The following is a 25,674-nucleotide window of genomic DNA, read 5'->3' on the forward strand; positions in this document are numbered from 1 at the left end:
ATATTTTAATGTCCGGAAGTAGGTTGAAATCCTCCGCTTAACCCTGTAAATTTATGCGTTCCTAAATAATTTCCTAAGTCGCCACTACCAATAGCATATCCTAAGTCGCCGCCGTGCAATCCAAAATAATTATTTTCATTACCATTAATGCTACCAATGCCGCCAATGCCGCCAAAAAGAACACCATTAACCATTCCATCCGCAGTATTAGCCACAAACGAATATCCCCTTAACGCATTATTAATGAGAGGGTTGCCATGCGGAACGCTGCTTGCCGTTTGAGCAGATATGAAGCCTGGTCCGGCTATAGGACTGGATATAGATAAAGCATTAAGATTGTAATTTTTGCTGTATTCGTAATTCAAATTAGAAAATTCACCGTTTCCTTGATTTGTTGCGCCCGCATACGCATTACTAAAATTAGTCGGCGTAAGTATGTTCGTTTGTTTACTTAAACTTGCCGCTCCGTTACTGATTTTCGTATTAATATTCCCAAAGTCGGATAGTTTCGCGTCGTAAGATCCCTGTTGCGAGATAAAACCCTCTATGCCGCTTACTGAAGCAGCTTCATTATTAACAACTTCAAATGCCGATGCAAAACTATTTAAACTACCTTTATTCGTTACCATATTATTTATGGCGTTGGGCATTACGCTACCGGACACAGCAAAAGACCCCGTTTTCGCTTCGCTTAAGTCCTGACGATAGGTTTTGATTTTAGATATGGAATCGCTCCATTTATCCACGGCAGTCAAGGCTTTGCTCGCAGCTTCAGCAACTAATGAGTTGTGAGAATTAGTTAATGTATGAAGTTCGTTTTTAAGGTTATCTATCTTATGTTGCACGCCCGAACCGTAGGCATTTCCGGTCGAATTCATTAAAGAATTACTGTTGGTAAAACCCACGCCCAGCTTAAGCCCAAACAAATTTAATCCAATACCGCCGGAGCCGTCAGCGGTACTTTTTGCATCGACAGTTTGATTGTTTGTCTGATTTCCTCCGCTACTAACTATCGCGTTTCTATTTTTGCCCCTTGTAACGCTGCCATTACTCGTCGCATTATATTGGTTTATTGCACTTTGGAGGGTCTCAATGGAATTGCTGGCGGTCTTATGTAACGAAAGTTCCTGCTTATCCGCAGACGATAGGTCTTTTTTTACACCCTCTATCCATTCTTTTTTATCCACCGCTGACAAGGAACCGTTATATTTAGTAACCTCCCAATCCCCATCGGATTGCCGCTGCAAACTTACAGTATTTTGTCCCTGAGTTATAGTAGCAAACACGCCGTGGCCATCGACACGCTGTTCGCTTATAGTTCCATTAATACCTTTTTGGGTTGTTTCGGTTACATACGGGGCGCTCTGAATTCCCGTCGCTCCTACTCCAACGCTTGCCTGATGCGTAGCATTAAAAGAGTTAGCGGTCATCATATTATCTTTTACGACACCTGCTTCAAAATCTCCTTTAGACAAAGCATTTGCTCCTGGAATAGAAGCATTCCTCGTAATAGAACTTTCCATACCTCCAACCATGGACACCATAGCGTAAGAAGAATTCGAGGCTATCGCGTAGGCTACCATCGGAACCGACCATGAAAAATAACCCATCCACGCAAGAGATTCCGACAGATAAGACGAAATTGCTCCCGAAGAACCTATAGAATAGCCCAAACCGGAATATCCCGAAAATTGCGCCTGAATAATAAGTTGGGATATATAATTAAAAATTACCACTAAAGAAGGCCATATCATTATCATTATTAAAAACTGAAACATCATCTTTATATAACCGTGGCCTAGATGCGTTATACCTAAAATAAGAAGTATAACGCAAACGCCAAGCATAAGAGCCTCGAAAAGGCCGAATACTATAGGCATGTATTTACCGGCAAGTATACCGCTTTCGATAAGCCCCGACGTCGTGCTCTGAACGGCCGTTCCGGTAGCCACAGCCAATGAATCGGCATTAGCTCCGGATATCTGCGCCATCTTTAAAATAGCAGGGGAATACATATTTGCGCCTATTGACTGATAAAGCATATTCATAGAACTCTGCTGCATATTGTAAATATAGGGGTTTATCGATCCTATTGCATTGGATAGTTCGCTTACGGTAGCAAATTGGAGGGCACCGGCCATGGAGTTCATTAATGGACCGTTTATATAATCCTGAACAGCCGATTGAATCCATACAGTTTCCTGTCCGCAGGTCGTCGTTATGCCTTGAGGATCGCTTTGCCCGCTGGCCTGTTCGGTCATAGAAGACGGATTTGTCCCTGAATACCAGTTCGTAAGTATATTCGCTCCTGCGCCGGCAGTATAAGACGACATGACGTCCCACACGGAATAAGCATTACTGGCTTGATAAGACAATGAACTAGTATCGGTTGCGTTTCCTGCGCTAAACAATGTAGATGCGTTTATATTGCCGGTTGCTATTCCCGGTGCTACGCAGTTTTGAATATACATATTGTAATCTTCGTAAAGATATGAGTTGGACGGCGATATGGTAGCATTAGTTTCGTCATTCATAAGAGAAACGCCTATCCCGTTTTCTAAAAGATTGTCGCCGTTGGGTACGGAAAAAGTGTTTTGAAAATCCTGGGCAAGAGCGTACTGCGCGGTCGTAACGAGGCTCCAAGGTTCCGCTATGCCTATAGGGACATGTGATATCACCTGAGCGTTAGTTGGAGAACCGGGGTTGGAAATATCCTGGACGTTCACGTTTACCTGTACGCTTATCAATGCAAGGTAAACAACCGCAAAACCTCCGGTGTACATAAACATAGTTTTTAGGTGAAAATGATTTCCTGTAACTATTACTCTTATTAACAAAAAAATATAGCTTATAAGGACAAGCCCTTCTAATAATGCATATGTGTCGCCGTTCGCGAAAAAAGACGATATTGCCATAAACATATTCGACAAAAGGTAACCGTTGCCGAATGCATAAACTACGTACATAAATTACTCCTTTGGCTTATCGTTTTTAGAAAGTATCGATAAAACCGCAAATACAGCTAACAATAAAACAATAACGACTATAGTTTTTAAAACGGATGCATAATGTCCTTTAATAAAATCAACAAACAAACCGGCTGTTATAAGCGCCCAAAATATAACGGCAATAATCAACGTGCTATAAATCCATCCTTTTTTAGCAATACCGATTGTTTTATTTTTTTTGTTTTTTGGCATATTTATTATTTAATATGAACTTGCATTATACGCCCCCGCAAGACCGTTATTAGACAAAGCCGATATCCACTGCTGGTTTAACATTTGCAGGTATTTAATATTATTATTATCAAGATTTAATTTAGATACCGCCCTTTCATAGCTTTTTTGCAATTGTTGTATAACCGAAGTAGCGGCCTGTTGGTATTTTTGATAGTATTTTAAATGCTTTGAGTGGCTTATATCTTTATTAGACGCTACGGCTGCATTTATAGCGCTAAGAATAGTACTAAACAGCTTGATTTCCTGTCCGTAAGCCATTGCAAGAGCGGCATCGTCCATAATTTGCGGATCGTTATAAACATAGGCAAGTTTTGCTATAAGAATTACCGGCATGTTAGATGAAGCTATAAAATTGCCGGCGATTGACGTATTAACGTTTAAATTGGCAATGGGTCCTCCGCATTTAGTCGGTATCGAAATGCTATTCTCGGCCGAAGGATTAAAATACATATCCTGCACATAAGTTAGATAATACTCATATATAGGAAAAAAACCGCTAAAACAATCATTTGTCTTTGTTTCTATCTGCGGTTGAGATACGTAAGAATATCCCCCCGAACTATTAAATTGCTGCGAACCGTAATTTATAGTTATAGACGTCAGTTCTCCTCCGTAAGTAAGAGAATCGAACAAAGAAGTAGTTTCGGCGGCTGTAGCGGAACCGGGTTGATCGACCAAATCAACGTATTTAGGAGATACCCATCTGATAACCGGTTCTTTCTTTCCCGCAGACATATAACCTATAATATCCCCGATAAACGAACCTCTCAAAATGCCTATCATATCCCCATTGCCTCCGCTGCCGGCATAAGTTCCAGCCACAAGCCCTATATGGGCATGCTTCAACGTATCCCTAAGGAGAGATCCTACGACCACGAACATATTCGACGCCTTATCATAAGCTGAACATTGCCCAGTCTCCACGTAGTTACTAGCAACGTTTATGTTCGTCAAGCTATTAACGCAGTTCGTAAAACTGGTAATATCGCCCAAATAAGTGTTGACTGCGGACTTAGGGTTAGTCAGTTCTGTATTTAGCGAGTCCGCCCACGAAGAACCGCTTGTTCCGGCCTGAGAGGAAAGGTTTAAAGTTTTGCCTAATTCGGCGCCGGCAAGATTGCCCATAGCCTCAGCCGCCGTACAAGAGTTAAAATTGAGACCGTTTAATTTGTTTGCGATAGATTCGATTTGACTCATTATGTTTTGGCACTGCTTACATAAAACGCCCAAAACCATATTAAACGCAAAAACTAGCACTTCTCCGGAGGATATTATCTCTTGAAGCACCTGCATAAGCTTGCTGCCCAACATAGCAATAGCGCCGAATCTCGCACTTATACCGGAACAGCCTATAGAAAAAGAAGGAGGCGTTATGCTGAATAACTGAATATTAGTCCCCGAATTATTAAAATCGACATTGGAATAACCAAGCGAATAAATATTTTCTCCCTGCATAGAAAAAGATGAAGGAGACTGGGTAGTAGCCGTAACGGAATTGTTAAAAATTGAATTCACGAAATCGGAAGGACCTGCCAAGGCTATCGGAACGCAGTAAGAAACAGTAAAATAACATAATAAAGTTACTAATAAAACAATTTTTTTCATAAATCCTCCCCTATAACCTTAACGGTAGAATATTATAAAGAATCCTGCTTTCTTTAATCAGTCCAAAATACCTCGAATCAAGCCCGTATTCGTTCGGACATGTTGCAAAAAAATATCCTGCTGGTATCCTATAATTATGCCATACGGGAAAACCTTTTATTTTTACGTGCGGCTGAGGAATCAAAAACAAATACTTAGGCACGCTTGTTAAAAGTTTTCCGTCGCAGTAATCGCTTCTGCCTACGGTATTTAAAATTTCTCCGGACGAACACCCGACATATTTTAAAAAAATTTCTCCTTTTTCGTATTTTAGACGACTTAACTCATAGTATTTTTTCCATTTAAAAACTTTTTTTGACGGCATCCTAAAGGCGACCGCATAACCGTCCTTTACAATTTTACTTTTTTTTAACGTAATAAAAAAATAAGCGTCCATAGAATCGGAATTTGAAATAGTCAGGGAATAAAACGGGGACAAGAGTAAATATAGCATGACTAAACAAATAAAGATAGAAAGACCTATTAAGCTATACCGCCTTACGCTCATAAAACCCCCTGCTTCTCAAGTTCCTTTTTAAGCGAATTTGTAATATCTTTATATCCGCCTCCTCCTATAACGACCTGTTTTGCTATTATTACGCCGTTTTCGTATTTTTTCGCGTCCGCGTTTATATCGCCGATAAAAATAGTTATTTCTTTTTGAGTAACGGCAGGAGTGTTTTTCAAGGGATGTTTTAACGCCTCCTCGTTCATTTCTTTCCTTTTTAAATCGACGATGCTTTTCAGGTTAAGAACATATATTCTACTTTGTGTTTTAACATTATAAATATATTTTGTCAATACTAAATTTATTAAAAATGTTAATATTACGGAAACAGCTACTAATACGGCGTAATTCATTGCGTTTCTGCTTATCTTCATATATCCTCCCGTTTTTTAGATTGATTTAAGCTGCGTTTCTTTTGTCGTCTTCTATGACTTTTTTTATGGCCGCGGAAATTGAATCGCCCTGCTCAACGTAACCGTTTATTCTTATTTTGTCCGGCATATAAGTAGTAAACAGGTAATACATAAATCTGTCGGTTACTATCCTAGCGGGAACTTTTATGCCCCATGGCGTAACCATAAAAACCTCGGAATGAAACGGTTTATAGTTATCGATGCTTCTTAGAAGGTGATAGTCCATCTCGCTAAAACTGAAAAGATTCGAAGATTTTAAGGCATTAATAGACTCATCGTTTTGTTTTAAAAAGAATTTCCATGCACTGGTGTTTAAAATAGTGTTGCCGGCGCTGTCCGGATCCGTGTCGTTCGGCGAATATATGTCGTTAAATCCCTGCGTGGCTCCAAATATGGCACCGTCATGCTTCCTTATCTGCCTGTAGGCGTTTTTCGTAAACAAATCTACCCTCGGAGACGTCCTAAGAAACCTGTGCTGTTCGTCGAAAATTAGAATAGTTCTGTGTTTGGCTATTTTAGACAGGTAAACCTTGCGCGATATATGATATGTCATAACCATCATAACGGCATCTCTTAACTCCAGGTTTCCTATTATCGTATCGAGTTCCATAACCACGAACTGCTTATGGAAATCTACCGATGAAGGACCGCTGAAAAAACGTCCGTATATGCCGTCTTTAGTGAACGGCTTTAACTGCTGCCCGAAATCGATTAGCTCTTTTTTATCATTTTTACGCCCTGCATTTATGAACCATTGGGAAATATGGGATATTTCAAGCGTATCTTTATATTCATTCCAGAGCTCCTGAAGAACCTCATCTATATAAGACTTGATAAGTTTCTCGTCTTTTTTCGCCTCCTCCTTAGAGAGCGAACCGCCTATCATATATATAAAATCTCTTAGATATTCCCAACCGTCGTCAAAATCTTCTTCCGTTTTAATCTCCGAAAACGGATTCAAACTCATTGGGTTTTTCGGATTAAACTCTATCCACTGTCCTCCTATTGTTTTTGCAAGTTTTTCATAAGAACGGCCGACATCAAAAATAAACACGTTGTCGCCTTTGGCAAGATACATCAAAGTTAAATCGTTTATAAAAACGCTCTTGCCGGCTCCAGACGTGGCAACTATGTAACCGTTATAATTAGAGGGGGAATCGAATAAATCAAATGCCATAAACTGCCCCCTACGCGTAATTAGCGGAACAACAGGATTCGGCGTCCCTTTCCAGTCCGACTCCACCGGTATGAAACAAGAAGCCTGTTCGGTAAAGATAGTCCTGTATTTCTCGGTTAGTTCGTAATAATCGTAATTTACGCCGAGCGGAACGGCGGACAAAATATTTACGGTATTAATAAATTTGTCCTCTTTAAGCTTAATCCTCTGCTCCGCCGAACCGCTTGCCCAGTACATCTTTATAGCGTCTACGTTAGATTTAAGGTTCTTTTTAGAATTTCCGGTAACTATTACGTTCAAGGACATCTTGACCAGTTTCTTCTTCTCTTCGAATGATTTAGTAGCTATAGTCGCATCTATTTTCTTTTTTGCAAGGCGCGGAAAGAGGTTTTCGGGAAGTTCCTGCGAATGTATGGACTGAACGTTTACTTTTATTTTGCCGACTTCGCTTTCGGGAACAGCGCTAACGGCCGTAGAAACTATAAAAGGAGAATTAAACTGCTGTTTGTCTTTATTCTCGCTTAAGTAATCCCCTAGCCTCGTACAGAAATGCCAGAGGCTTGTCCGCATAGGCAGCTCTATCGGGTTTAAAGACGCATAGTAAATTCCATCCGATACTACGAACCTGCTTTCGCTGCCGTCCAAAAGGGTATCCGGCGCGAGTATCTGGTTGGCTATTATCTGGGAATCGTCGTATTCGGGTATATCCCTGAAATCGTGGTTCATATTAAAATACTCGTAAAGAGTGCCGACCAGATTATCCGGTTTCACTGCTTCCGGTTCGAAACCTTTAGTATTCAGGATATTCTCTACCGATTCCGCTATATAGGAAATATTGTCGTGATTCTTTTCAAGCAGGATAGAAACAAACATCCTGTAATCTTTAAGAGTCGTAGGCATCATTTTGTTTACGCCTTCCCTGGTAGCCCTTTCGAAAAAACCTGCGTATTCCTCTATTATATCTTTGAAAAGGGGGTTTTCTTTTGCCATAACCGCCTGTTTTTTAAAGGCATCTATTCTCCTTGTTATATTAGGCGAGCCGTATAAAATGAATTGCAAGGTTGCGCCGGGTATAAGAATATCGAATAAGGCATCGAACGCGGAATCGTCTACCGCCACTATAGCGGGAGAAATCTCGAATATTGCCCCTACCGCAGTAGAACCGTCTTCATATTCGAGTATATATTTTCTCTCGGCTGGATCATACAGCCTATAAGGGAAGGCCTTATTTGCATGGGCATACTTATAAGTATACTCCCTGAGCCGCCGCCCTTCTATGCCTATCCCAAAAATAGAAATTATCTGTCTTCTTAAAAAAAACGATACAGAGACAAACGCAATTAAAAATAAAGCGAAATACCATATCATAAGGTTTATCTCCTGATTATAAACATATTGTAGTTTTTATCGTCTTTTTTGAAGATATAATTTCCATAAAGCCAGTGTCCTTTTTTAATCACGACGTAAACGTCTTCGCCTCCGTGAAATACGTTTTCGGAAGAATACGGCAGCACCCATATTTTCTTGATTACCGCAGGCACGTATAGCGGCGGATTATTGCCTTCGACTTCATATTTAAGCAAGTATTGTCTTACGCTTATATATCCCTTCGCAAATCTTTTTCCTTTAGCCGCAGTTTTATATATCTCCTTGCAAGCATTAGTTCCTCGCAAGGATACAGGACAGTTGATTAAATCTCCATGATTTGCTCCCGGCGATTTTATCTGCCCGGTCGATATTTTATAGTTGGTTTCAAGCGATGAGCAATTTCCCATGCCAGATTTCGATTCCGGACACGAATAGTTTGAACTATACGGCATAAGCGAACAGCCGGTTAAAACCGCGGAAAATAAAAACGCCGCGGAAAATAAAAATAAAAGTTTCTTTTTCACGGTTGCCTCCCAAAAAGTTCATGGTCTAATTTGGCCACGTTTACGCCTTTAACCCCTAAATCTTGTAAAATAAGGCCTATATTGATGCCGTCGACCACCTTGCCGTTTATGATAAAAAACGGAACTCCGAATATGGAGTATTCGTTCGCAAGCCCGGTATTATAGGAAAGCCTTTCTACCGCTTTCTTAGACACTTTAATTTTAGGGGCTATATTCCCAAACTTAGTCTGATATATATGCCCCACCATTATTTTATTTAGAAGCGATAACCGATATGATAAAGGTCTGCCGTCGGCCTTAGTAAAATAATATAGCGTCATGGCGGTAGAATGAGGATGTATTGAAGGTTGTGGAATTAAAAAAATATACCTCGTAACTTTTTTTGCTATTTCAGGCCTCGAAAAGAATTTTTCCGCGACGCGACAGAACGGGCAATCTATATTGGCGAATTCTATGACCTTAACCGGACCGTCTCCTACTTTGATAGCCTTTTTTAAATCGACTCCCTTTTCTATATCTTCCGCTTTAGACTGCTGCATCTTCAGCCTTGCTTCCTGCGTAAGATTTTTGCCTGCAGCGGTCCACATTTGACCAAGAAGGATTATTTTATCTTTAGGAAAAACATATATTATCTGACCGTTAGATATCACCGCCCCATAAAGTCCTTTTACCGGCGTATGAAAAGTACCGGACATTTTTATCTTCGGCAAAATGGACTGGACGGCCGGATTAACCGCTTGTCCGGCAAAAACGCTGCCGGTTGAAAACAATACCGCAGTTAAAGCAAGAATAATTAAAAGTCCTCTGAAACGCATGATTATTTTCCTCCTTTCATTTTGGTTGTTTTGCTGTTGCCGCCGACGCCCCTGACGTTTGGCGTATCTTTTATCCAAAAGCCTTTAGTAATTACAATGGTGAGTTTTCTTCCTGCGCCTACTTCAACGACCGGAACCATCGAATCCGCCATTTTAATATAAAACTGGGAAAGATTATTGGCGGCGTTGGTTAATCCCTGACCGACGGCGGCCTGCCCTATATTGCCCGGATTAATCGTTGACGTAGAACCCAAAGCGCTCATGGAATAAGTCATCGACTGTTGAGATATTATATTACCGAATCCCTGCAGCAATCCTGCTGCGAATTCCCTTGCGAGTATAGCTCCTTGTTTCGTTACGACCTTACCCCTGAGACCTACCTTGCCGTGCTGCCCTACTATGTAACCGTGCAAAGGAACGTCCACGTGATAGACCCCGCCCCTTACGACGCACGATAGGTTTACCGCACGTATATAAACCCTTTCGCTCGAAAGCGAACCATAGCCCTCGGCAATAATAAAACATCCCTTAAGCGACGAACGAAACTCGTTAGGTAAGAACGAGAGATCGGTAAGCCTTATCAGCGCAGGATAAGGATTAGATTTTCCCTTCATGCTGGCGGGAGCGTCCATGCCGTTAAGGAGCGTCGCTTCTGTAAATGTTCCCGACGGCACGTAATATTCCAAAGTTCTTTTTTTTTTAGATTTTTGCGTAGTCGGAGACGGTTGGCTGTTTAGGATAGTATTAATTGGATTATTAAGCGGCACTATCGTAACCGGCGACTGTTTTGCGGAAGAACCCGCAGCCGGAGTATAACCTTTTCCGCCATTAGAAGACCCGGTAAAAGCTAAACCTTTTTCCTGCCCGGGTATAGGCGGATAAATGACTTTGTTCCCGCCTTTTTCCCGGCTTTGTTTTATAACCGCCATATCGTGAAGTTCTTTTTGAAATACGGCGTTTCGTTTTTTCAATGCTTCTATTTCTTTATTATTTTCTTGTAGTTTAGTCGCTGCGCTGGAAACCCACGCCTGTTTGGATAATTTGTCCGAATTCACAAGGTTGACCACATTAGGAGATGCTTTTACGATTAAATGCGGTTTGCGGGCGGGCAGTACCACGAAAATAATTACGGCGAATATAGCGCTTAAAACGAAAAATACGGCGCCGAATATAAACATCTGCCATTGCTTCCTTGTTTTAAATAATGATTTAAATCTACTTATAGGACCAAGTTTGTCCTTTTCTTCTCCTCCGCCGGCATGCGGATCGAAGTTTAAATCATCTGCCATATGTTATCCTCCTCGTTACTATAAATAATCTGGTATATGTCTTTGGGAATAAATGCTCGTTTGAAACAGAAATCGCGACCGCGTCTTTTTCTAAATATAAAAACTCCTTATTCGATACGGAAAGCGGCGACTCGGACTCATTTTTTACGATAAATTCATATATTTCGAGATTACCGCCGTTAAACTTTTTTACCAGCTTTATGCCGACCTGCGGGTAGTTGGATTTATAAATTACGTTCTTTCTGGAAGCAGTAAACGACCGCGGAACTATACCGTTGTAAATGCTTTTCAGCATCGGATACAAATAAGAAGCAAGCCCTCCTTTGATGTTTACTTTAATCGTCCTTGCCGCCGCATTGTTCATATTTACGTACAGCGTTTGCGGAGGTATATCCTTGGGAATAAAAAGAAACGAATAAGTACGATGGTCAACCCTAAACATAGCGCTTGAAACGGATTTTGGAAATACCGCTCTTTTAACCGGACCTTTGGCGACAATATATGGCGTAACGCTTATCAGCGCAGTCTTACCCTGCAACAGCACCGAAATATCGCCCGTTTTAGACGTTCTAGCATATTTAACGTAATCCGGAAAAACTACCCGGTTTATAAATTTTCTCGCTATATAAACAGTCTTGGTTTCACCTTTCTTAACAGGCAAATAAACAGGTGTCACAGAACTGTTCATTTTTGGTTTTGCCATATTGCGCATAGGCAGGACAATCTGCGAATTCACAGTTTTTTTTGCTGCCGCAGAATACTTTTTATTCTTAAGCTTATAAGCAAGAGTCCCTGCCTTAGTTTTTAATTTAACCGGAGGCTTATAAACCGGATAAGACGGCTGCGAACTAAGCGCATAAACCTTTAACGGCAATAAAACGCTAATGCCGCATAAAAATAAACTAAAAAGCTTTTTTAGTGAAACCGATGGAATTGACATAAAATTCTCCGTTTACGATTTTATACTTTATAATAAAAGTTTTTTCCTCGGACGTGCTTTTGGCGCCTATTACCCTCATCAAATTTCCTTTAACTCTAAGAACATTTTTGCCTGCATTAATGGAAAGCGGATAAAAAACCTGGGAAATCTGAAGCTGGGAAAGAGTTTTATAATCTTTAAGCAAATCAAGCCTTATCGAGTCAAAATCTTTAGGGTTAACGAATTGCATGAATAAATTAATCTGGTTTTCGTAATTTTTAGGATTAACGTTTAAAACCGTCTGCGATATAAAATTACCCATATCAATCAAATATCCCTTGGAATAGCGATTACCCTGAACGGTAAACGCAGTGTTAACGACTGGCGGAAGAACGGTGAATTCTTTATCTTTAGCCATTATTCCTATTTCTATCGTTTGAGCAATAATTACCGACGATAAAACGATTACCACGACCGAAAGTATCCAGTTTTTTAAAACCGACTTATTAAATTTGTCAAAAAATTTAGACGTTACCATGACTGATTCACCTTATAAATTTATCCATATGCGACTTGATTATTTTTTTTTTATCTTTAAACCCGTACCAATACAATGCATGCTTGAAAAATCCTCTTACCGTATTTTCTTTATATTTAGAATAATAATGCATAATAAGCCCGGATATTATTATAGATATAAAGAAAAAGCCGAATATTATGCCTATAATGGTTCCTACGAAAAATATGCCCAATTCGTCTATTTCCCACCAGAGCGCCTGAAACGAAGAACCTATGTATCTTGGAATATATTTTATATTCATCAACAGCACCTTTTCTAAATTCCTGTTCCGCCCCTATGATGCAAATATAAGGACGGAACAACGAGTGTTTGCATTTTAAAAATGGAAATTCGCCGACAATGCTATAGGAATCATTATTAAAGCTGCAGCGCAAACGGCCGCGACAACGCGGATAAAAAGCATCTCGCGTTTGAATTTCTTCACGATTTCTTCACTTCCTTTTTCAATGCCGTCGGCAATTATATCCGTTAATTCTTCTTTAGAAAGCTCCATCATTCCTCCCTTAAATAAATTTTAGAAATAATAAAAAACAAAATTAAATCATCGCGCCTGATGCAGCTGCGCCCGTTGACGCTACTGACAATACAAGATACGGAACACCGTAAAATAATAAAAGGGCTATAACGCAAAAAACAGTTATAAGCCAGTGCTTAACAAGCATCAACGCTCCAAACGCAAGCAAAAGTATACCAACAGTTATGCCTATAGGGCCGTAGAAAAAGCCTACTATAGTATTATAAAAACTTGAACCGGTTCCGCTAGTAGAAACGGTAGCGGCAGAAACGCCTTTACCTTCAAAGGCTATAACCGCGATTATCAGCATGTAAAAAACTGACGTAAAAATTCTTTTTTTCTGCAAAGACAAACCCGCAAACCATTCCGCAAAGTTGCGCCAGCCGCGCCGTAAAGAAACTAATTCCTTTGATTCCGACATCTTGATTCCTCCTTTATAAATTTTTTAATGCCCTTCGAATTAATTCTAGAAGGGCTCAGTTGGATAGAACTAAAAAGCAACATGTAAGCCTATTTCAACTCCTTCCGCATACGTATTGGAAGTCGGCTCTTGCAAATACGTGTAGCCGGAGCCGTTATAAAAATAAACATCGTTTGATTGCTCAAAGAAAAAATGGTTGTAAGCCAAATCAGCAACTACCGACGTATTGTTATTAATCCTGTATCTTACGCCGATTTTAGCGCCGTATTTCCACTCGCCGCCTAGCGTTTCCCCTATGGATTCAGCCGGAACGCCGACGTAAAGCGGATAATTTGAAACCAGCACCGTTCCGTTGATTCCCCTATAAAATGATAAGCCCACGACGGTCGATAATTTAGGTGTAACAGCATAGACGTTTTTATAATGAACGCCTAAATACTTGACGTTGTAGTTTTCGTCGTATCCTCCGGTAATATTGCCTGCCATCCACGTCATATTGTCTTCCGACAGAGATACGTAAATCTGGTTCTGCATAAGTCCTGACAAGATGCGCGGGTCTATTCCTATGCCTCCGAGGACAGACCAATTTTTGTAATCAACGTCCGCCGTCAGCGGCGTTCCGTTTGTATACGAGCCGTTATAAGTAGCCGGAGTATAAGCAACCGAACCCTTTAACACTGCAAGCAGCTAATGGCTATGATAGTCGAACCTCTGGATAAGCGAATATTGCGTTCCGCTGTCATTATCCAACCCTTCGTTATAATAAAAATGCGCAAAACCGACTTTAGAAGTGGAAGTCCAATAAGTATAGCCGTGAGCCGAAGCCGTTTCTGGGAAACCGACTCCCGCCGCCAAAAATAAAACGATTAAAAATAACAAAATCTTTTTAAACATCTCACATCCTCCCGTTTAATTAGTTTTTTATAGAAATAATTTTATCCGTTACCGCTTTCAGAATACCTTTATTAAGCTCTCCGGACCAGTGAAAAACTATCCTATCGTCAACTATAAAAAACGTCTGCGGTATCATGCCTAATCCGCCGTACTCCTCCGCCTCAATCAAGTTGCCCATAACGATTGGATAAGCAACATCGTAATTTTTTAGAAAAGAGGAAACTCCGTAAGAAGTTTCGTTCATGTTGACGCCTAAAATTAGAACATCTTTTTTGTGAGAGGAATAAAAATCGTTTAACGTAGGAATTTCCGCCCTGCATGGCGGACACCAAGTAGCCCAGAAATTAAGTATTACTATTTTGTTTTTAATGTTTTTAAGGCTAATCTTTTTATAGCCGCTATCGGCGGAATTTAAAACTTTTCCGCTTATATTCGGCGCAACCGGAGTATAAGCAAAACAATTTCCTCCAAAACCTATTAAAACAACCGTGAAAACTAATAACAGTATTTTCAATGTCTTTTCTCCTTCTTTTTAACTTTTAACACTTTTAAGAAATTATGTCAATACGTATTATAAAAAAAATGTTAATTATTTATAGACGACTTTATATTTGCGTCGTTTGCGGCGTTTTCCACGATAAAATAATCTTCATAGTTTGCTATCATACCTTTAATTCTTTTAATAACGTTCAGCACCTCCGGACAGCTCCCGGCCTCCTGTATCTCCCGCATAAAATCGGAAAGTTCCACGCAAAAATCCCTGACGCATGGCATAGGATATTTCTTGTTTTTGTAATTTTTGGGCGGACAAACGTTAGATGTTCTAATCATTTTCGACCTCCTTTTTTAATTAAAATGTTTTCAATAAATTCATGTATCCTCGATTTTCTCTTCAGATTCTCAATATATCCCGACGCAGCGGAAACGCTTTCCAAAACAACTGCGCATTACTTTTCCTTAATCTTGCCAAGAATAATTTTTTTGAAAGTCAAGCGCACTCCGACAGTTTTAGCTTCGCTTTGTAACCTGCGAAATATTTCGTTCTGGTCTCGACCAATACTGAAACAAACTGATTTAGATTTAGATTTGACCGCAGTTTTCATTTTCATTTTTTTTTAAGCCTCTTGTTTATTTTTATTTTTTAAAAAATCATCGAATACTTCGCTAATTAAAACAGTTTTAACCGATTCTTCTTCTTTTTTTTCCTTTAACCTGTTTGACAACCAGTCTTTGCCGTCCGCAACACCGGCTGAAACGGCAGGCGCTGATAACTGGTTAAGATAAATATCGAACTTATCCCCGAAAAGAACGTCCGGACGCAAATGTTTGGCCATATCGGTATTGCGCCATTCCGAATATTTTTTATCTATAACGGACTTAAAATTTTCTATATCGTAGCCCTCACTTATGCGCGCTTTAATGAGTTTTTCGGTTTCTTTGGTTTTTTTGAATTTTACAGGATTCGTTTTTGTAGAGAGTTTTTGATTCAGGTAGTTTAAAACATCGTTAATAACTGGGGCGTAATTATAATAATCGTCAGCGGGAATATCGAAAAGAGAAGGTTCTTTTTCCTTTATTTCATTTTTGCATTCCGTAATTCTTTTATCGTTTTCTTTTAATAATTTTATTTTTACGCTTTCGAATCGATTCTTATTGCCGCGATTACGGTTTATCTGGTAGGAAACCAAATAAGGAACTATCTTTCTTTCGTTTACTTCCGAAACAGCGGGCTCAAGAACATATCGCCTTAGATTCTCTCCATCGCGGTATTTATCGCCGACGTTGAATATATCCCTAAAATCGGAAATGCGTAGCAGCGGTATAGATGGGCTGTTCACATAATCCCTGCAAAGCTCATAAAGCTTAATGGAATACTTTGATTTTAAAGACGCAATGGCTTTTAAGTCCAATGCCGTATAAATATTAGGGTCCAATAAAACATCGATAATTTGTTCCGCAAAATTATAAGTAAAAACTCCCGGTCTGGACTCATATCCCGCAATCAAAACAAAACCCCCTTCTATAGGATATTGCCTCGGATCTTTGCCAAGGATATTATATTTGACTTTAGTATCGAGGAGATCATAAAAAGCATCCTTGATAAATTTATTAACCTGGCGCGTTTTAGAGATTTTTTTGATTTCCGAAACGCTAATAGTAAATTTGCGCACGGCAGAATTATTGTTTAACTGCTGTTTGGCATTAAACAGGAATATATTATACATTTTAGCCTGCAGAGCGGATATTTCCTTGCTTAAGCTTATCGCTATAAGCGCAGACGGCTTATAAACTGACGGAAAACCATCTTTTTTATTCACGCCGTACCTCCTTCAAATATATTTTTTATGTATATAAATTTTTCTGCTCTGTTTTTTAGTTAGTAAATACAAAGCTTTTATCCTTTTAAAGAAAGTTCATCAATATATATTTTTTTCTGGGCAGAAAAATTTATATACATACCTTTTTCTAATAAACACAAAACATTAAAGGATAAAACCGTATATTTTTTTCTGTGCAGAAATATTTATATATGTATATTTTTTTCTGCTCAAATATATAAATTTTTCTGCCAATGTATATATTTTTTTCTGCTCTACCATGATTTTATTTAGTAAATTTAAGCAACTGCAAAAACCTAAAATATTTAAAATATTTAAAATAAATACAAAGCGGTTTTTAAATTTTGTTATTTTTAAAAATTATAAATACGATGCCGCCAAAAAAACGGAAAAGACAAATAGTGCTGTTACGGCACATGCAATTAACAAAAGCAGTATATCTTTTCCGTTTTCACGTCCCGCATTCTAATCCTTATTAATTATTTTTTAAGATTATCAAGCGCCGTTTTGAAATCCGCTACTTCGGTTTTATTGATAATCTTTTCGATATTGCTTTTTTTAATATAAACCGTTCCTTTTATTTTCGAAAAAGGAATGCGCCTTTCTCGGACAAGCATATAAACGTAAGAAGTTTTTCTTTTTAGTACAGCCGCAGTCTCTTTGACGGTTAAAATCGAATCGGTATCAGGTCTGCGATTTTCTATAGGGGCAACGGCTAAATTCGATAATATAATTTTTTGCTCTCTAAGCTCGTTTAATATTTCCATCAAGATGGTATCGGTATGACTTTTGCTTAAATCGGTTAATTCGGTAAATATTTCTCGCATTACTCTTCTCGGCATAAAATTATTGATTTAGGAATTCCAAATTTTATTAATTTTTCAAAATTTTTATTAGATATTTTCTTTGTTTTAAAATTAACGATACGATGAATCGTTATCTCCGATATCCCGCAAAGCCTCGCAAGCTCTTTTTGCTTAATTTTATTTTGCAGAATATATATTTTTAACGGATGAATTTTCATGCCTTTTTTTAATAATTATACTAATATTTGTTAGCTATGCTATTAAATTAACATTTCAAAAACATTATGTCAAGAAAAAATTTAGCAATATTAAAAAAATAATTAGCATATCTAACAAGTAATTAATTAGCATTAATTGCTTGTTTTTTGTTATTAACAGTAATAAATTAACAAGTATGAAAAAAGACGATTCCAGTTTTTATGGATTATTAGGAAAAAGATTAAAAAACATTAGAAGGAAATACCTTAAAATTTCCGCTGAAAAACTTGCCGAGATTTTAGGCATTTCCGAACAGCAGATAAGACGATATGAACAGGGAATAGATAAGATTTCTTTAGACAAACTTGCAATTATAGAGGATAAATACAAAATACCGCTTCAATATTTTTATAACGCTCAAACGGAAATAAACCATTTGACTGCAAAAAATCATGTAAATAAAAAAAATTCAACAATTCCCACTATCTTTGCATTAGATGCTTCAGAGATAATAGATTCTTCCAAATACAAATCGCTACCGGTTTATTCATATACCGGCGCAGGCAAGTTTATAGACCTGACGGAAATAGAACCTATCGACAATCTTTTAATTCCAAAAGAATTTGCCGTTAACGGTTCCATCGCCGTAGTAAAAGTTATCGGAAAATCTATGGAACCGGTTATCAGAGAGGGTGCTTATATAGGCGTCGAAAAAGACAATAAGATATTTGTATCAGGCAATATCTATGCTGTATATCTGCCCTATGAAGGCGCTGTTATCAAAAAGGTTTACCTTAATTTAGACAGCGTAATTTTAAAATCGGAAAATAAGGATTTTCCCGATATCATAATACCGCTAAAAGACATCGACAAAGACAATTTTATTATAGGCAAAGTGAAATGGGTATTGCAGAAATTTTAATCCCAAGGAAAGAAAAGAATTATGAAAGCTTATTACCAAAAAGACACTCCTCTAACCGATAATGAAGTTTCTGTTCTAGGAGAATTAAAAAAATGGCGGCTTGGATTATCAAAACAGCTGAATCTAAAAGCGTTTAATATAGCGTGGGACACCGACCTTATAGCTTTGGTAAAAATAAAGCCTTCAAGCAAAGAAGAATTATTTTCCATAAACAATTTTAACTACAACAAACCGTATATTGCCGAAAATGCCGAAACGATACTCAAAATCATAAACGAAAAAACAAATCTGGCAACAAACAGCGAACAAACGCATCCTAATAAAAATCGCAACGCCGAAAAAAAACAAAATAAAATAAAAAATCCCTTTTCTGAAAAGGATTTAAAAATACTTTACCATTTAGAGTATTTTAAAAAAATAGTAGAATACGGCTTTTTTAAGGAATGGATAACCGTTAATCCTAACCATGCATGCAATATCCCTTTAACCGATTTAAGAAGTTTTTTAAAAATAAATAAAAACGAAAACGATAAGGAATTGTATGACGACAGCAATGATTTTAGCCGATTTTACTACGGCAACATATTAAAAATAAAAAACCGTAACGCCAAATACAATCCAGACTATAAAAAATTTACATGGTTTTTAAAATCAGAATATCCGAAAATGCTCAATAACTTTGGATATATCGAGCAAAGCAGTTCTTTTTTGACGGACGCTTCAAGGATTTATTCAGAATTAAAAAAAACGGATAAAAACGAAGAAATAATAAATATATTCGAATATTACCTGCATGCAAAAGATTTAGATTTTTATCCATTGCTGTATAAAAACACGGAAAGCAAGAAGAACGATTACGCCGCGCCGATTATAATAACCGCAGAATTAGATTATTCACAATATTACGACAAGAAAAAGGTAAAGATAAAATTTTCAGAATTACCTGCTGTCTCTCCTTATAATCTCTATATTGACGACGATATAGAACGAGCTTCGAATCATCTTATGCTTTGCAAAGAAGAAGATTGGTCAAATATTCTTAATACCGAAATATTTGGAAATAAGGATGCAGTAATAGAAGACGACGATATCAAAAACTCGGAAAGATGGAATAGACTTATAGATTTTCTTATGGACTGCGCCGAAAAACCTTTATTGAATAAAGGACTCATAAAACAAAATTATTCTTTAATAACGGATAAGGAAGATCAGATAACGATACTCAGGGATTCTTATAACTCGTTTATAAAATTTATTAAGAACGGTGGTGATAAAGACAACATAGATTACGGTCTTTTGGAACAATATATAAAAAAACCAGATCAAGAATCTTATGCCGAAAAACTGAAAAAAGAAACAAATTATGAAAAACTCAAAGATTTCCTTTTTGACGAAAAAGAACCGAGTTTTACCGGGCAAATAAAATTTCACGGAAAACCCGATGATATGTATACGCTGAACGTGGAGCAGAAAATTTTTTTACATTGCTTAAAAAATTATAAAGATAACATTATAGCACTCAATGGCCCTCCAGGCACAGGCAAAACAACCATTCTGCAAAGCCTCATAGCAACAAAAATTGTTGATTCTACGCTTAATAACGAAGACATGCCTATTTTCTTCGGCGCATCTTTCACTAACCAGGCAAAAAACAATATTATAGGCGGTTTTAAAATTGACGCAATAGAATCGGACAGCTTGGCGGAAGATATAGGAAATATAACTAAAAGATGGCTCCCGAAAATCAACGATAAGACTATAGACTATGGGTGCGTCACAAAAAGCAACGAAAAAAGCGAACGCGAAGGATTCTTGGATTTGCAAGACTTGGAAACTATTACGCTCAATGAAGAATGGCTCAATAAAGCCGAAGAATTTTATATAAAAAACTTTTCGAAAATAAGCGGCATAGATTTTGCAAAAGAACTAAACATCTACGGCAATATTTCAAATTTTAAGTTTAACGCCGGACAAAAAGCATCTCTTCAAGACGCAGTCAAACTGCTTAAATCATCCGTAAAAAAAATATACGACCTTTATCTTTCTCCCTTAGAATCAAAAAAGCAAAACGTTTTAAAGTTAAAAACCATAGAGCATGAATCCCATATAATAAATCAAGAAATAAAAGCCCTTGAAAATTTATTAAATTCGTATACCGAAAAAATAGCTCAATGCGATCAAAACGAAAAACATAAAAATGAATTTATTCAATTTTGGTCTGAATATATAGAGAGTTATCATTTTATTAAAAAAATACTTCCGTTCTTACAAAACGAACTGGAACTTCACAGGATATACAACGACAATAAAAATAAATATCCTGGCATAAAAGAGATTATTATCGAACCGACAAGATATAGAATAAAATTTATACAAGAAAGCATAGGTAAAATAATAAACGATAAAAGTATTGAAAAAGCAAAGGACAATCTCGCGGCAGAAGCCCGCAACATAAAGTCCAGGATAAAACAAAAACAATCCGATTTAGATTCTTTAAATAAGACAATAGATGACGTAAAACAAATAATTATAAAGTCGAACGGAAAATTAAACTCCCTCTTAAACGACAACGTAAGCGAAGAAGAATTAATACATATATACAATTATTTAGGCGCTATCATAGATAATTCTATCAAATATAGACTTTTTCACTTAAGCATGCGCGCAAACGAGGGCGAGTTTATAATTCAAGCTAAAAAACTATTGAATGACGATTGCCTTAACAAGGAAAAAAAATTTAAAAAATCTTTCGACGGCAGGACAAAAAAATACAAGTTATTTGCACTTATAACTCCATGTTTTGTAAGCACTATGCATTCAATATACAAAACCCTTGTATACTATAAAGGTTCCGGAAGCAATACCGAATATCCTTTATCAAGTTTTATAGACTATCTGCTGGTTGACGAAGCCGGACAATGTTCTCCGGAAATAGGCGCACTTAGTTTTTTATTTGCAAAAAGAGCTGTAATAGTAGGCGATACTTATCAAATATATCCGATATATAAAGTTTCAGGACATCTTGATTACAGTATTTATAGACATATAGTCGAGTCCGAAAACGAGATATCGGAAACAGAATTCGAATCCTTACCGTTCAACTGCCACGATTACGGCGGAAGCGTAATGAAAATAGCGCAGAATAATTCGAATTTCTGGGAATTTCCGGACATAGAAAGAGGACTTTACGTTATAGAACACAGAAGATGTCCAAAAGAAATAATCGACTTTTCAAATAAACTTATGTATAAAGGAAAACTTAGATATCCGGATAACTGGGAATTTAAGAATATGGTCAAAGATAAAATATTCGAGAATCAAGAACCTTGGAACTTTATAAACGTAAGCGGTACATGCAAATATGTAAATGAAAGCCGCATAAACGAAGCAGAAATAGGTGCAATAACTCAATGGATTAACGATAACGCTCATTTTTTAGAACCTATAGAAAAAACCGTAGCCATAATTACTCCTTTCAAATCTCAAGCATATGCGATTCAAAACAGAATAAAAGACTCTATTGATAACGGCGACAAAGTAACCATAGGTACCGTACATGCTCTTCAAGGCGCTGAACAAAAAATTATTTTATTTTCTATGACTTACGACAAGAACTCCGCAGGAAATTTTTTATTTATCGATAAATATAAAAATATAATAAACGTGGCTGTTTCGCGTACAAAGCAGAGTTTTTATGTATTCGGAGAAAAAGAACTATTCTTGAAAGCAAAGGAAGGAACGGCTACCAGACTACTGGGAAAATATTTAAATATCGTAAATTAAATAAAGAAAGGAGGCGTTTATGTCGTGCGGTAACTGCAGAGGCGATAAAAATAAGGAAAATTTAACAAAACTTTATTTGATAAAACCTCTTACGCATTTAAAACTCAATAAAGGTCAAGTTGAGAAATGCTGTTGCGGAGACAAAATTAACGATAACGACAGCAATAGCGAATGTTATATATTTTCCTGCACAAGCAAAACCGGCAATCAGCCTATACCTTCTACTTTTTTTGCAGGCATGGGATGTTCCGCTAAAATTTTGGAAATGACTTATGCACATAAACTACCTGTTTTTAATCCATTTGAAGAAGAAAGCGAAAGCGAATATGAAATTGATACAAGTAACGGCGGTTCATCGCAAAATATTGCAAAAGTAAAATGGGACCCGCTCAACAAAGAACTATACAAAGCAATAAATATTCTTATTTTGTCGTGGAATATCCGTGATTTGTCAAAATACAGTACAATAGTAAAAATTTTATCTTTTCTGGAAAGCAAAAAGGAAATTAGAACTTATAAATGGGCAGTAGAAGCTATAAATACAATGATAGCAAAAGACAAGAAAAAAAGAAAAATCAAAGATATGCTAAAAGACTTAGGTTATAAAACTAAAAACATTAAATTTCCGGAAATCGGCGATTTACTCAAAGCTGAAAATATTGGGAATAATTTCGAATAAAAAAACAAAATAATAAAAAAAACTTTATAAATTCTACCCACAAAATCACCCACAATTTTTAAAAACGATTTTTAATACTACCGATAAATCCTTATTGAATGGTCGGGACGACTGGATTTGAACCAGCGACCCCTTGCTCCCGAAGCAAGTGCGCTACCGAGCTGCGCTACGTCCCGAAATGAAGTATAGAAATTATTATTATATTACTTATTGTATTTTTTTTCCATTATTTTTTTGCTTTATTTTTTGTAATTAAATTCTTTCGCGCATTTCGTTAATAGTTGCGGTATAATTTTTCGTTCCTAATATTCCTGAGCCGCTGACTATAATATCTGCTCCGGAATTAGCCGCTTCGGCTATATTTATTACTTTTATTCCGCCGTCGACCTCAATTTGAGTTTCAAGCTCTCTTTCTTGTATTATTCCATGAAGCTTTTCAATCTTAAATAAAGAAGAATATATAAATTCCTGTCCGCTGAAGCCTGGGTCTACCGACATAATAAGTATGAGGTCTACGTCGTGAAGTATTTCGCTTAAAAAATCCACGGGCGTTGCCGGGTTTATCGCTACTCCGGGGCTTGCATCCAGTTCCCTGATTCTTTCGACCGCTCTATGAAGATGAGTAGTCCCTTCAAAATGCACCGTTAAGATATCTGCGCCGCTTTTAACGAATTGTTCTATATATCTTTCCGGACGGTCTATCATTAAATGAACGTCTAAAGGAATATCGGTGCGGGCTTTAATTGCTTCAACGATATTCCATCCCGCAGTAATATTGGGAACAAATATGCCGTCCATAATATCTATATGTAAAAAATCTGCACCTGCTTCTTCAAGCAGTTTTATTTCTTCGGAAAGATTTAATATATCGCCCGATAATATCGAAGGCGCAATCTTTTTCAATTTTTCCTCCTGTTAAAATATTTATTATATTATATATTTGATTGGCGGAGTAAAATTATTTTTATTAATTATACCACAAATTTATGCAGTTAATTATTATATACTATGAAACTTTTAAAAAAATTTAATTCTCCCGATATATTCAGAAAACGTAAAATAAAAACACCTAAGCAAAATAAAAACTATTCAAACAAAGCAGGCTCTTTCTCGGTTTCGGAGCCGTTATCGTTGCCGCTTAGGGCTTCTAATACGCTTTTCTTGCCAAAATCGTCCATTTCTTTGACGGAAGGCAAATCGTTAAGATTTTTAAGATTAAAAACTTCCAGAAAATAATCGCTGGTTTTATATATCAGCGGTCTTCCAACAATCTCTTTTCTTCCGGCGACTTTAATAAGGTTTTTTTCAAGAAGAAATTTCAGTGTGCCTGATGAATCGAATCCCCTGACGGCGTCTATCTCATTTTTGGTAACCGGCTGTTTATAAGCTATAATAGAAAGAGTTTCAAGCTGAGGACCGGTAAATTTTATAGGTTTTATCTCCAAACTGCCTGATATTGCATCGAAATATTCAGGCTTAGTCTTAAAGCTTATGCCGTTGTCATTTACGGAAAGATATATTCCGTGATTCGATTTTTCGTTAAATTCCAGTTTTATAGATTCTACGGCTTTTAATACTTCTTCTTTTTTTACTTTAAATAAATCCGTCAATTTTTTTAAAGAAACGGGTTCTTCCGAAGCAAAAATAACGGCTTCGATAGCAGAAGTCAAAGAATCGAAATCGTCGCTGTAATTATTAAGCAATATTCGGTTAGTCATAAAAGCGTTCCATATCCGTGCGTATATTATAAAACGTAAAAAGGGAGTCGGACTTTAAATCCGACTCCCGTATATAAATTTTAAAAACTTTTTTATAATTTATAAAACTTATAGTGCAGTTATTAAATTGTTAAGTATTTTATAAGTTTTAATTTTTTTATTTAGAATATAGTCCTACGTTTAAACCGTCGAACCAGTTTAAAAACCTGTCGATCATTTCTTTGCCTTTAAAAATAAGACCGTGCTGCGGAGCCAGAATTTCGATATCTAATTTTGATACTCTATCTATCCATACTTTTTTTGGTTCGTTGGAAGGCATCCATCTTTTATGGAAATACTCCATATATTTTATATGGGAATCGAAATCCTGCACAAAAACATTAGGTTTCCTTTTGCTTTTCAAGTCTTCCCTAGGTACCAGCGCGGCTCCTATATCTCCGCTAAAAAGTATCTTAGATATGGGATCGTACAAATTAAGCTGGCCCGGCGAATGAAGATAATGAGCCGGAATAATATCGAAAGCGTAATCTTTGGTCATGTTTAACTTTACGGTATTACCGTCGTCGATCATTATCATATTTTCAGGTCTTGCGCCGTAATGCGAAATAAATGTCGACCATATTCTGTCTATAATAACTTTTGAGTCGGTAATCGAAAGCCATAGAGCAAGGGATGAATTAACGTCGGGATCCTGATGCGAGCAGAATATAAATTTTACGTCCGACATCCTTACTTCGCCGGCAAAAGCGGAGGAAACCGAAGAAAACATTTCTATTCCTCCCGGATCCATAATCGTCGCGACTTTATCGTGAATCAGCAGATACTGGTTGGTATCAATTATATAATCCGGCCTGTCGGCATCTTTTCCTATATAAACGAACTTATGGTTTGGAGATTCGTATAATACTTCTGACACCATGG

Annotated in this window: 26 protein-coding genes and 1 tRNA gene; 3 read left to right on the top strand and 24 right to left on the bottom strand. The window is 37.3% G+C overall.

Annotation, left to right across the window (positions count from 1 at the left end; all coding sequences use genetic code 11):
* Positions 1–5: 5 nt before the first annotated feature.
* From EVJ48_03000 to EVJ48_03095, 20 genes are all read right to left on the bottom strand, one after another.
* Entirely contained in the window at positions 6–2,966 is a 2,961-nt protein-coding gene (locus tag EVJ48_03000) for a conjugal transfer protein TraG (GenBank protein RZV39905.1), read from the bottom strand.
* Between the two features lie 3 nt (positions 2,967–2,969).
* On the bottom strand, positions 2,970–3,200 hold the full coding sequence (locus tag EVJ48_03005; GenBank protein ID RZV39906.1) for a hypothetical protein: 231 nt from the start codon (positions 3,198–3,200) through the stop codon (positions 2,970–2,972).
* Positions 3,201–3,209: 9 nt separating this feature from the next.
* A complete protein-coding gene (locus EVJ48_03010) occupies positions 3,210–4,847 on the bottom strand; it encodes a hypothetical protein (GenBank protein RZV39907.1) in 1,638 nt (545 codons plus the stop codon).
* Positions 4,848–4,857: 10 nt separating this feature from the next.
* Entirely contained in the window at positions 4,858–5,394 is a 537-nt protein-coding gene (locus tag EVJ48_03015; GenBank protein RZV39908.1) for a hypothetical protein, read from the bottom strand.
* Positions 5,391–5,768 carry a hypothetical protein gene (locus tag EVJ48_03020; GenBank protein RZV39909.1) on the bottom strand — a complete coding sequence of 126 codons (378 nt, stop codon included), beginning with the start codon at positions 5,766–5,768 and terminating at the stop codon, positions 5,391–5,393. Before EVJ48_03020 ends, EVJ48_03015 begins: the two co-directional genes overlap by 4 nt.
* A gap of 25 nt (positions 5,769–5,793) precedes the next feature.
* The gene (locus tag EVJ48_03025; protein ID RZV39910.1) at positions 5,794–8,352 is read right to left on the bottom strand and encodes a hypothetical protein; all 2,559 of its coding nucleotides are present in this window, start codon (positions 8,350–8,352) and stop codon (positions 5,794–5,796) included.
* A 5-nt stretch (positions 8,353–8,357) separates the two neighbouring features.
* Positions 8,358–8,876 carry a type IV conjugative transfer system protein TraV gene (gene traV / locus EVJ48_03030; protein RZV39911.1) on the bottom strand — a complete coding sequence of 173 codons (519 nt, stop codon included), beginning with the start codon at positions 8,874–8,876 and terminating at the stop codon, positions 8,358–8,360.
* Positions 8,873–9,691, bottom strand: coding sequence for a hypothetical protein (locus tag EVJ48_03035; protein ID RZV39912.1), 819 nt, complete (start codon positions 9,689–9,691; stop codon positions 8,873–8,875). The genes traV and EVJ48_03035 overlap by 4 nt, the downstream gene beginning before the upstream one ends.
* A gap of 2 nt (positions 9,692–9,693) precedes the next feature.
* On the bottom strand, positions 9,694–10,980 hold the full coding sequence (locus EVJ48_03040; protein RZV39913.1) for a hypothetical protein: 1,287 nt from the start codon (positions 10,978–10,980) through the stop codon (positions 9,694–9,696).
* Positions 10,970–11,920: a hypothetical protein gene (locus EVJ48_03045; GenBank protein ID RZV39914.1), complete on the bottom strand. Its 951-nt coding sequence runs from the start codon at positions 11,918–11,920 to the stop codon at positions 10,970–10,972. The genes EVJ48_03040 and EVJ48_03045 overlap by 11 nt, the downstream gene beginning before the upstream one ends.
* The gene (locus EVJ48_03050; protein ID RZV39915.1) at positions 11,883–12,437 is read right to left on the bottom strand and encodes a hypothetical protein; all 555 of its coding nucleotides are present in this window, start codon (positions 12,435–12,437) and stop codon (positions 11,883–11,885) included. Before EVJ48_03050 ends, EVJ48_03045 begins: the two co-directional genes overlap by 38 nt.
* 7 nt (positions 12,438–12,444) lie before the next feature.
* On the bottom strand, positions 12,445–12,720 hold the full coding sequence (gene traL / locus EVJ48_03055; protein ID RZV39916.1) for a type IV conjugative transfer system protein TraL: 276 nt from the start codon (positions 12,718–12,720) through the stop codon (positions 12,445–12,447).
* 295 nt (positions 12,721–13,015) lie between these two features.
* Positions 13,016–13,414: a hypothetical protein gene (locus EVJ48_03060; GenBank protein ID RZV39917.1), complete on the bottom strand. Its 399-nt coding sequence runs from the start codon at positions 13,412–13,414 to the stop codon at positions 13,016–13,018.
* 69 nt (positions 13,415–13,483) lie between these two features.
* Entirely contained in the window at positions 13,484–14,092 is a 609-nt protein-coding gene (locus EVJ48_03065) for a hypothetical protein (GenBank protein RZV39918.1), read from the bottom strand.
* Between the two features lie 9 nt (positions 14,093–14,101).
* Positions 14,102–14,308, bottom strand: a complete 207-nt coding sequence (locus EVJ48_03070; GenBank protein ID RZV39919.1) for a hypothetical protein — start codon at positions 14,306–14,308, stop codon at positions 14,102–14,104.
* 19 nt (positions 14,309–14,327) lie between these two features.
* On the bottom strand, positions 14,328–14,822 hold the full coding sequence (locus EVJ48_03075; GenBank protein RZV39920.1) for a TlpA family protein disulfide reductase: 495 nt from the start codon (positions 14,820–14,822) through the stop codon (positions 14,328–14,330).
* A 71-nt stretch (positions 14,823–14,893) separates the two neighbouring features.
* Complete coding sequence (locus tag EVJ48_03080; GenBank protein RZV39921.1) at positions 14,894–15,139, bottom strand: hypothetical protein; 246 nt, start codon at positions 15,137–15,139, stop codon at positions 14,894–14,896.
* Between the two features lie 284 nt (positions 15,140–15,423).
* Positions 15,424–16,008: a hypothetical protein gene (locus tag EVJ48_03085; GenBank protein RZV39960.1), complete on the bottom strand. Its 585-nt coding sequence runs from the start codon at positions 16,006–16,008 to the stop codon at positions 15,424–15,426.
* Between the two features lie 1,118 nt (positions 16,009–17,126).
* Complete coding sequence (locus EVJ48_03090) at positions 17,127–17,489, bottom strand: DNA-binding protein (GenBank protein RZV39922.1); 363 nt, start codon at positions 17,487–17,489, stop codon at positions 17,127–17,129.
* Positions 17,474–17,671 (bottom strand): helix-turn-helix domain-containing protein, encoded by a 198-nt coding sequence (locus EVJ48_03095; protein ID RZV39923.1) that lies wholly within the window; start codon positions 17,669–17,671, stop codon positions 17,474–17,476. The genes EVJ48_03090 and EVJ48_03095 overlap by 16 nt, the downstream gene beginning before the upstream one ends.
* Positions 17,672–17,847: 176 nt before the next feature.
* On the opposite strand from EVJ48_03095, the gene EVJ48_03100 reads away from it, so the two are divergent.
* Genes EVJ48_03100 through EVJ48_03110 form a run of 3 tightly spaced genes read left to right on the top strand, consistent with a single transcriptional unit; the run spans position 17,848 to position 23,035 of the window.
* Positions 17,848–18,573 carry a LexA family transcriptional regulator gene (locus EVJ48_03100; protein RZV39924.1) on the top strand — a complete coding sequence of 242 codons (726 nt, stop codon included), beginning with the start codon at positions 17,848–17,850 and terminating at the stop codon, positions 18,571–18,573.
* Positions 18,574–18,594: 21 nt separating this feature from the next.
* Positions 18,595–22,356, top strand: a complete 3,762-nt coding sequence (locus EVJ48_03105; GenBank protein ID RZV39925.1) for a hypothetical protein — start codon at positions 18,595–18,597, stop codon at positions 22,354–22,356.
* Between the two features lie 19 nt (positions 22,357–22,375).
* Positions 22,376–23,035, top strand: a complete 660-nt coding sequence (locus tag EVJ48_03110; GenBank protein ID RZV39926.1) for a hypothetical protein — start codon at positions 22,376–22,378, stop codon at positions 23,033–23,035.
* Between the two features lie 99 nt (positions 23,036–23,134).
* Here EVJ48_03110 and EVJ48_03115 read toward each other — a convergent pair.
* From EVJ48_03115 to EVJ48_03130, 4 genes are all read right to left on the bottom strand, one after another.
* Positions 23,135–23,211: transfer RNA gene (locus EVJ48_03115), tRNA-Pro, on the bottom strand.
* Between the two features lie 76 nt (positions 23,212–23,287).
* Positions 23,288–23,938, bottom strand: coding sequence for a ribulose-phosphate 3-epimerase (locus tag EVJ48_03120; protein ID RZV39927.1), 651 nt, complete (start codon positions 23,936–23,938; stop codon positions 23,288–23,290).
* 182 nt (positions 23,939–24,120) lie between these two features.
* Positions 24,121–24,753, bottom strand: coding sequence for an SMC-Scp complex subunit ScpB (gene scpB / locus EVJ48_03125; GenBank protein ID RZV39928.1), 633 nt, complete (start codon positions 24,751–24,753; stop codon positions 24,121–24,123).
* 157 nt (positions 24,754–24,910) lie between these two features.
* Entirely contained in the window at positions 24,911–25,672 is a 762-nt protein-coding gene (locus EVJ48_03130; protein ID RZV39929.1) for an MBL fold metallo-hydrolase, read from the bottom strand.
* Positions 25,673–25,674 lie beyond the last annotated feature (2 nt).

Source organism: Candidatus Acidulodesulfobacterium acidiphilum, assembly GCA_008534395.1.
In the GTDB taxonomy this organism is placed as follows: Bacteria; SZUA-79; SZUA-79; order Acidulodesulfobacterales; family Acidulodesulfobacteraceae; genus Acidulodesulfobacterium_A; species Acidulodesulfobacterium_A acidiphilum.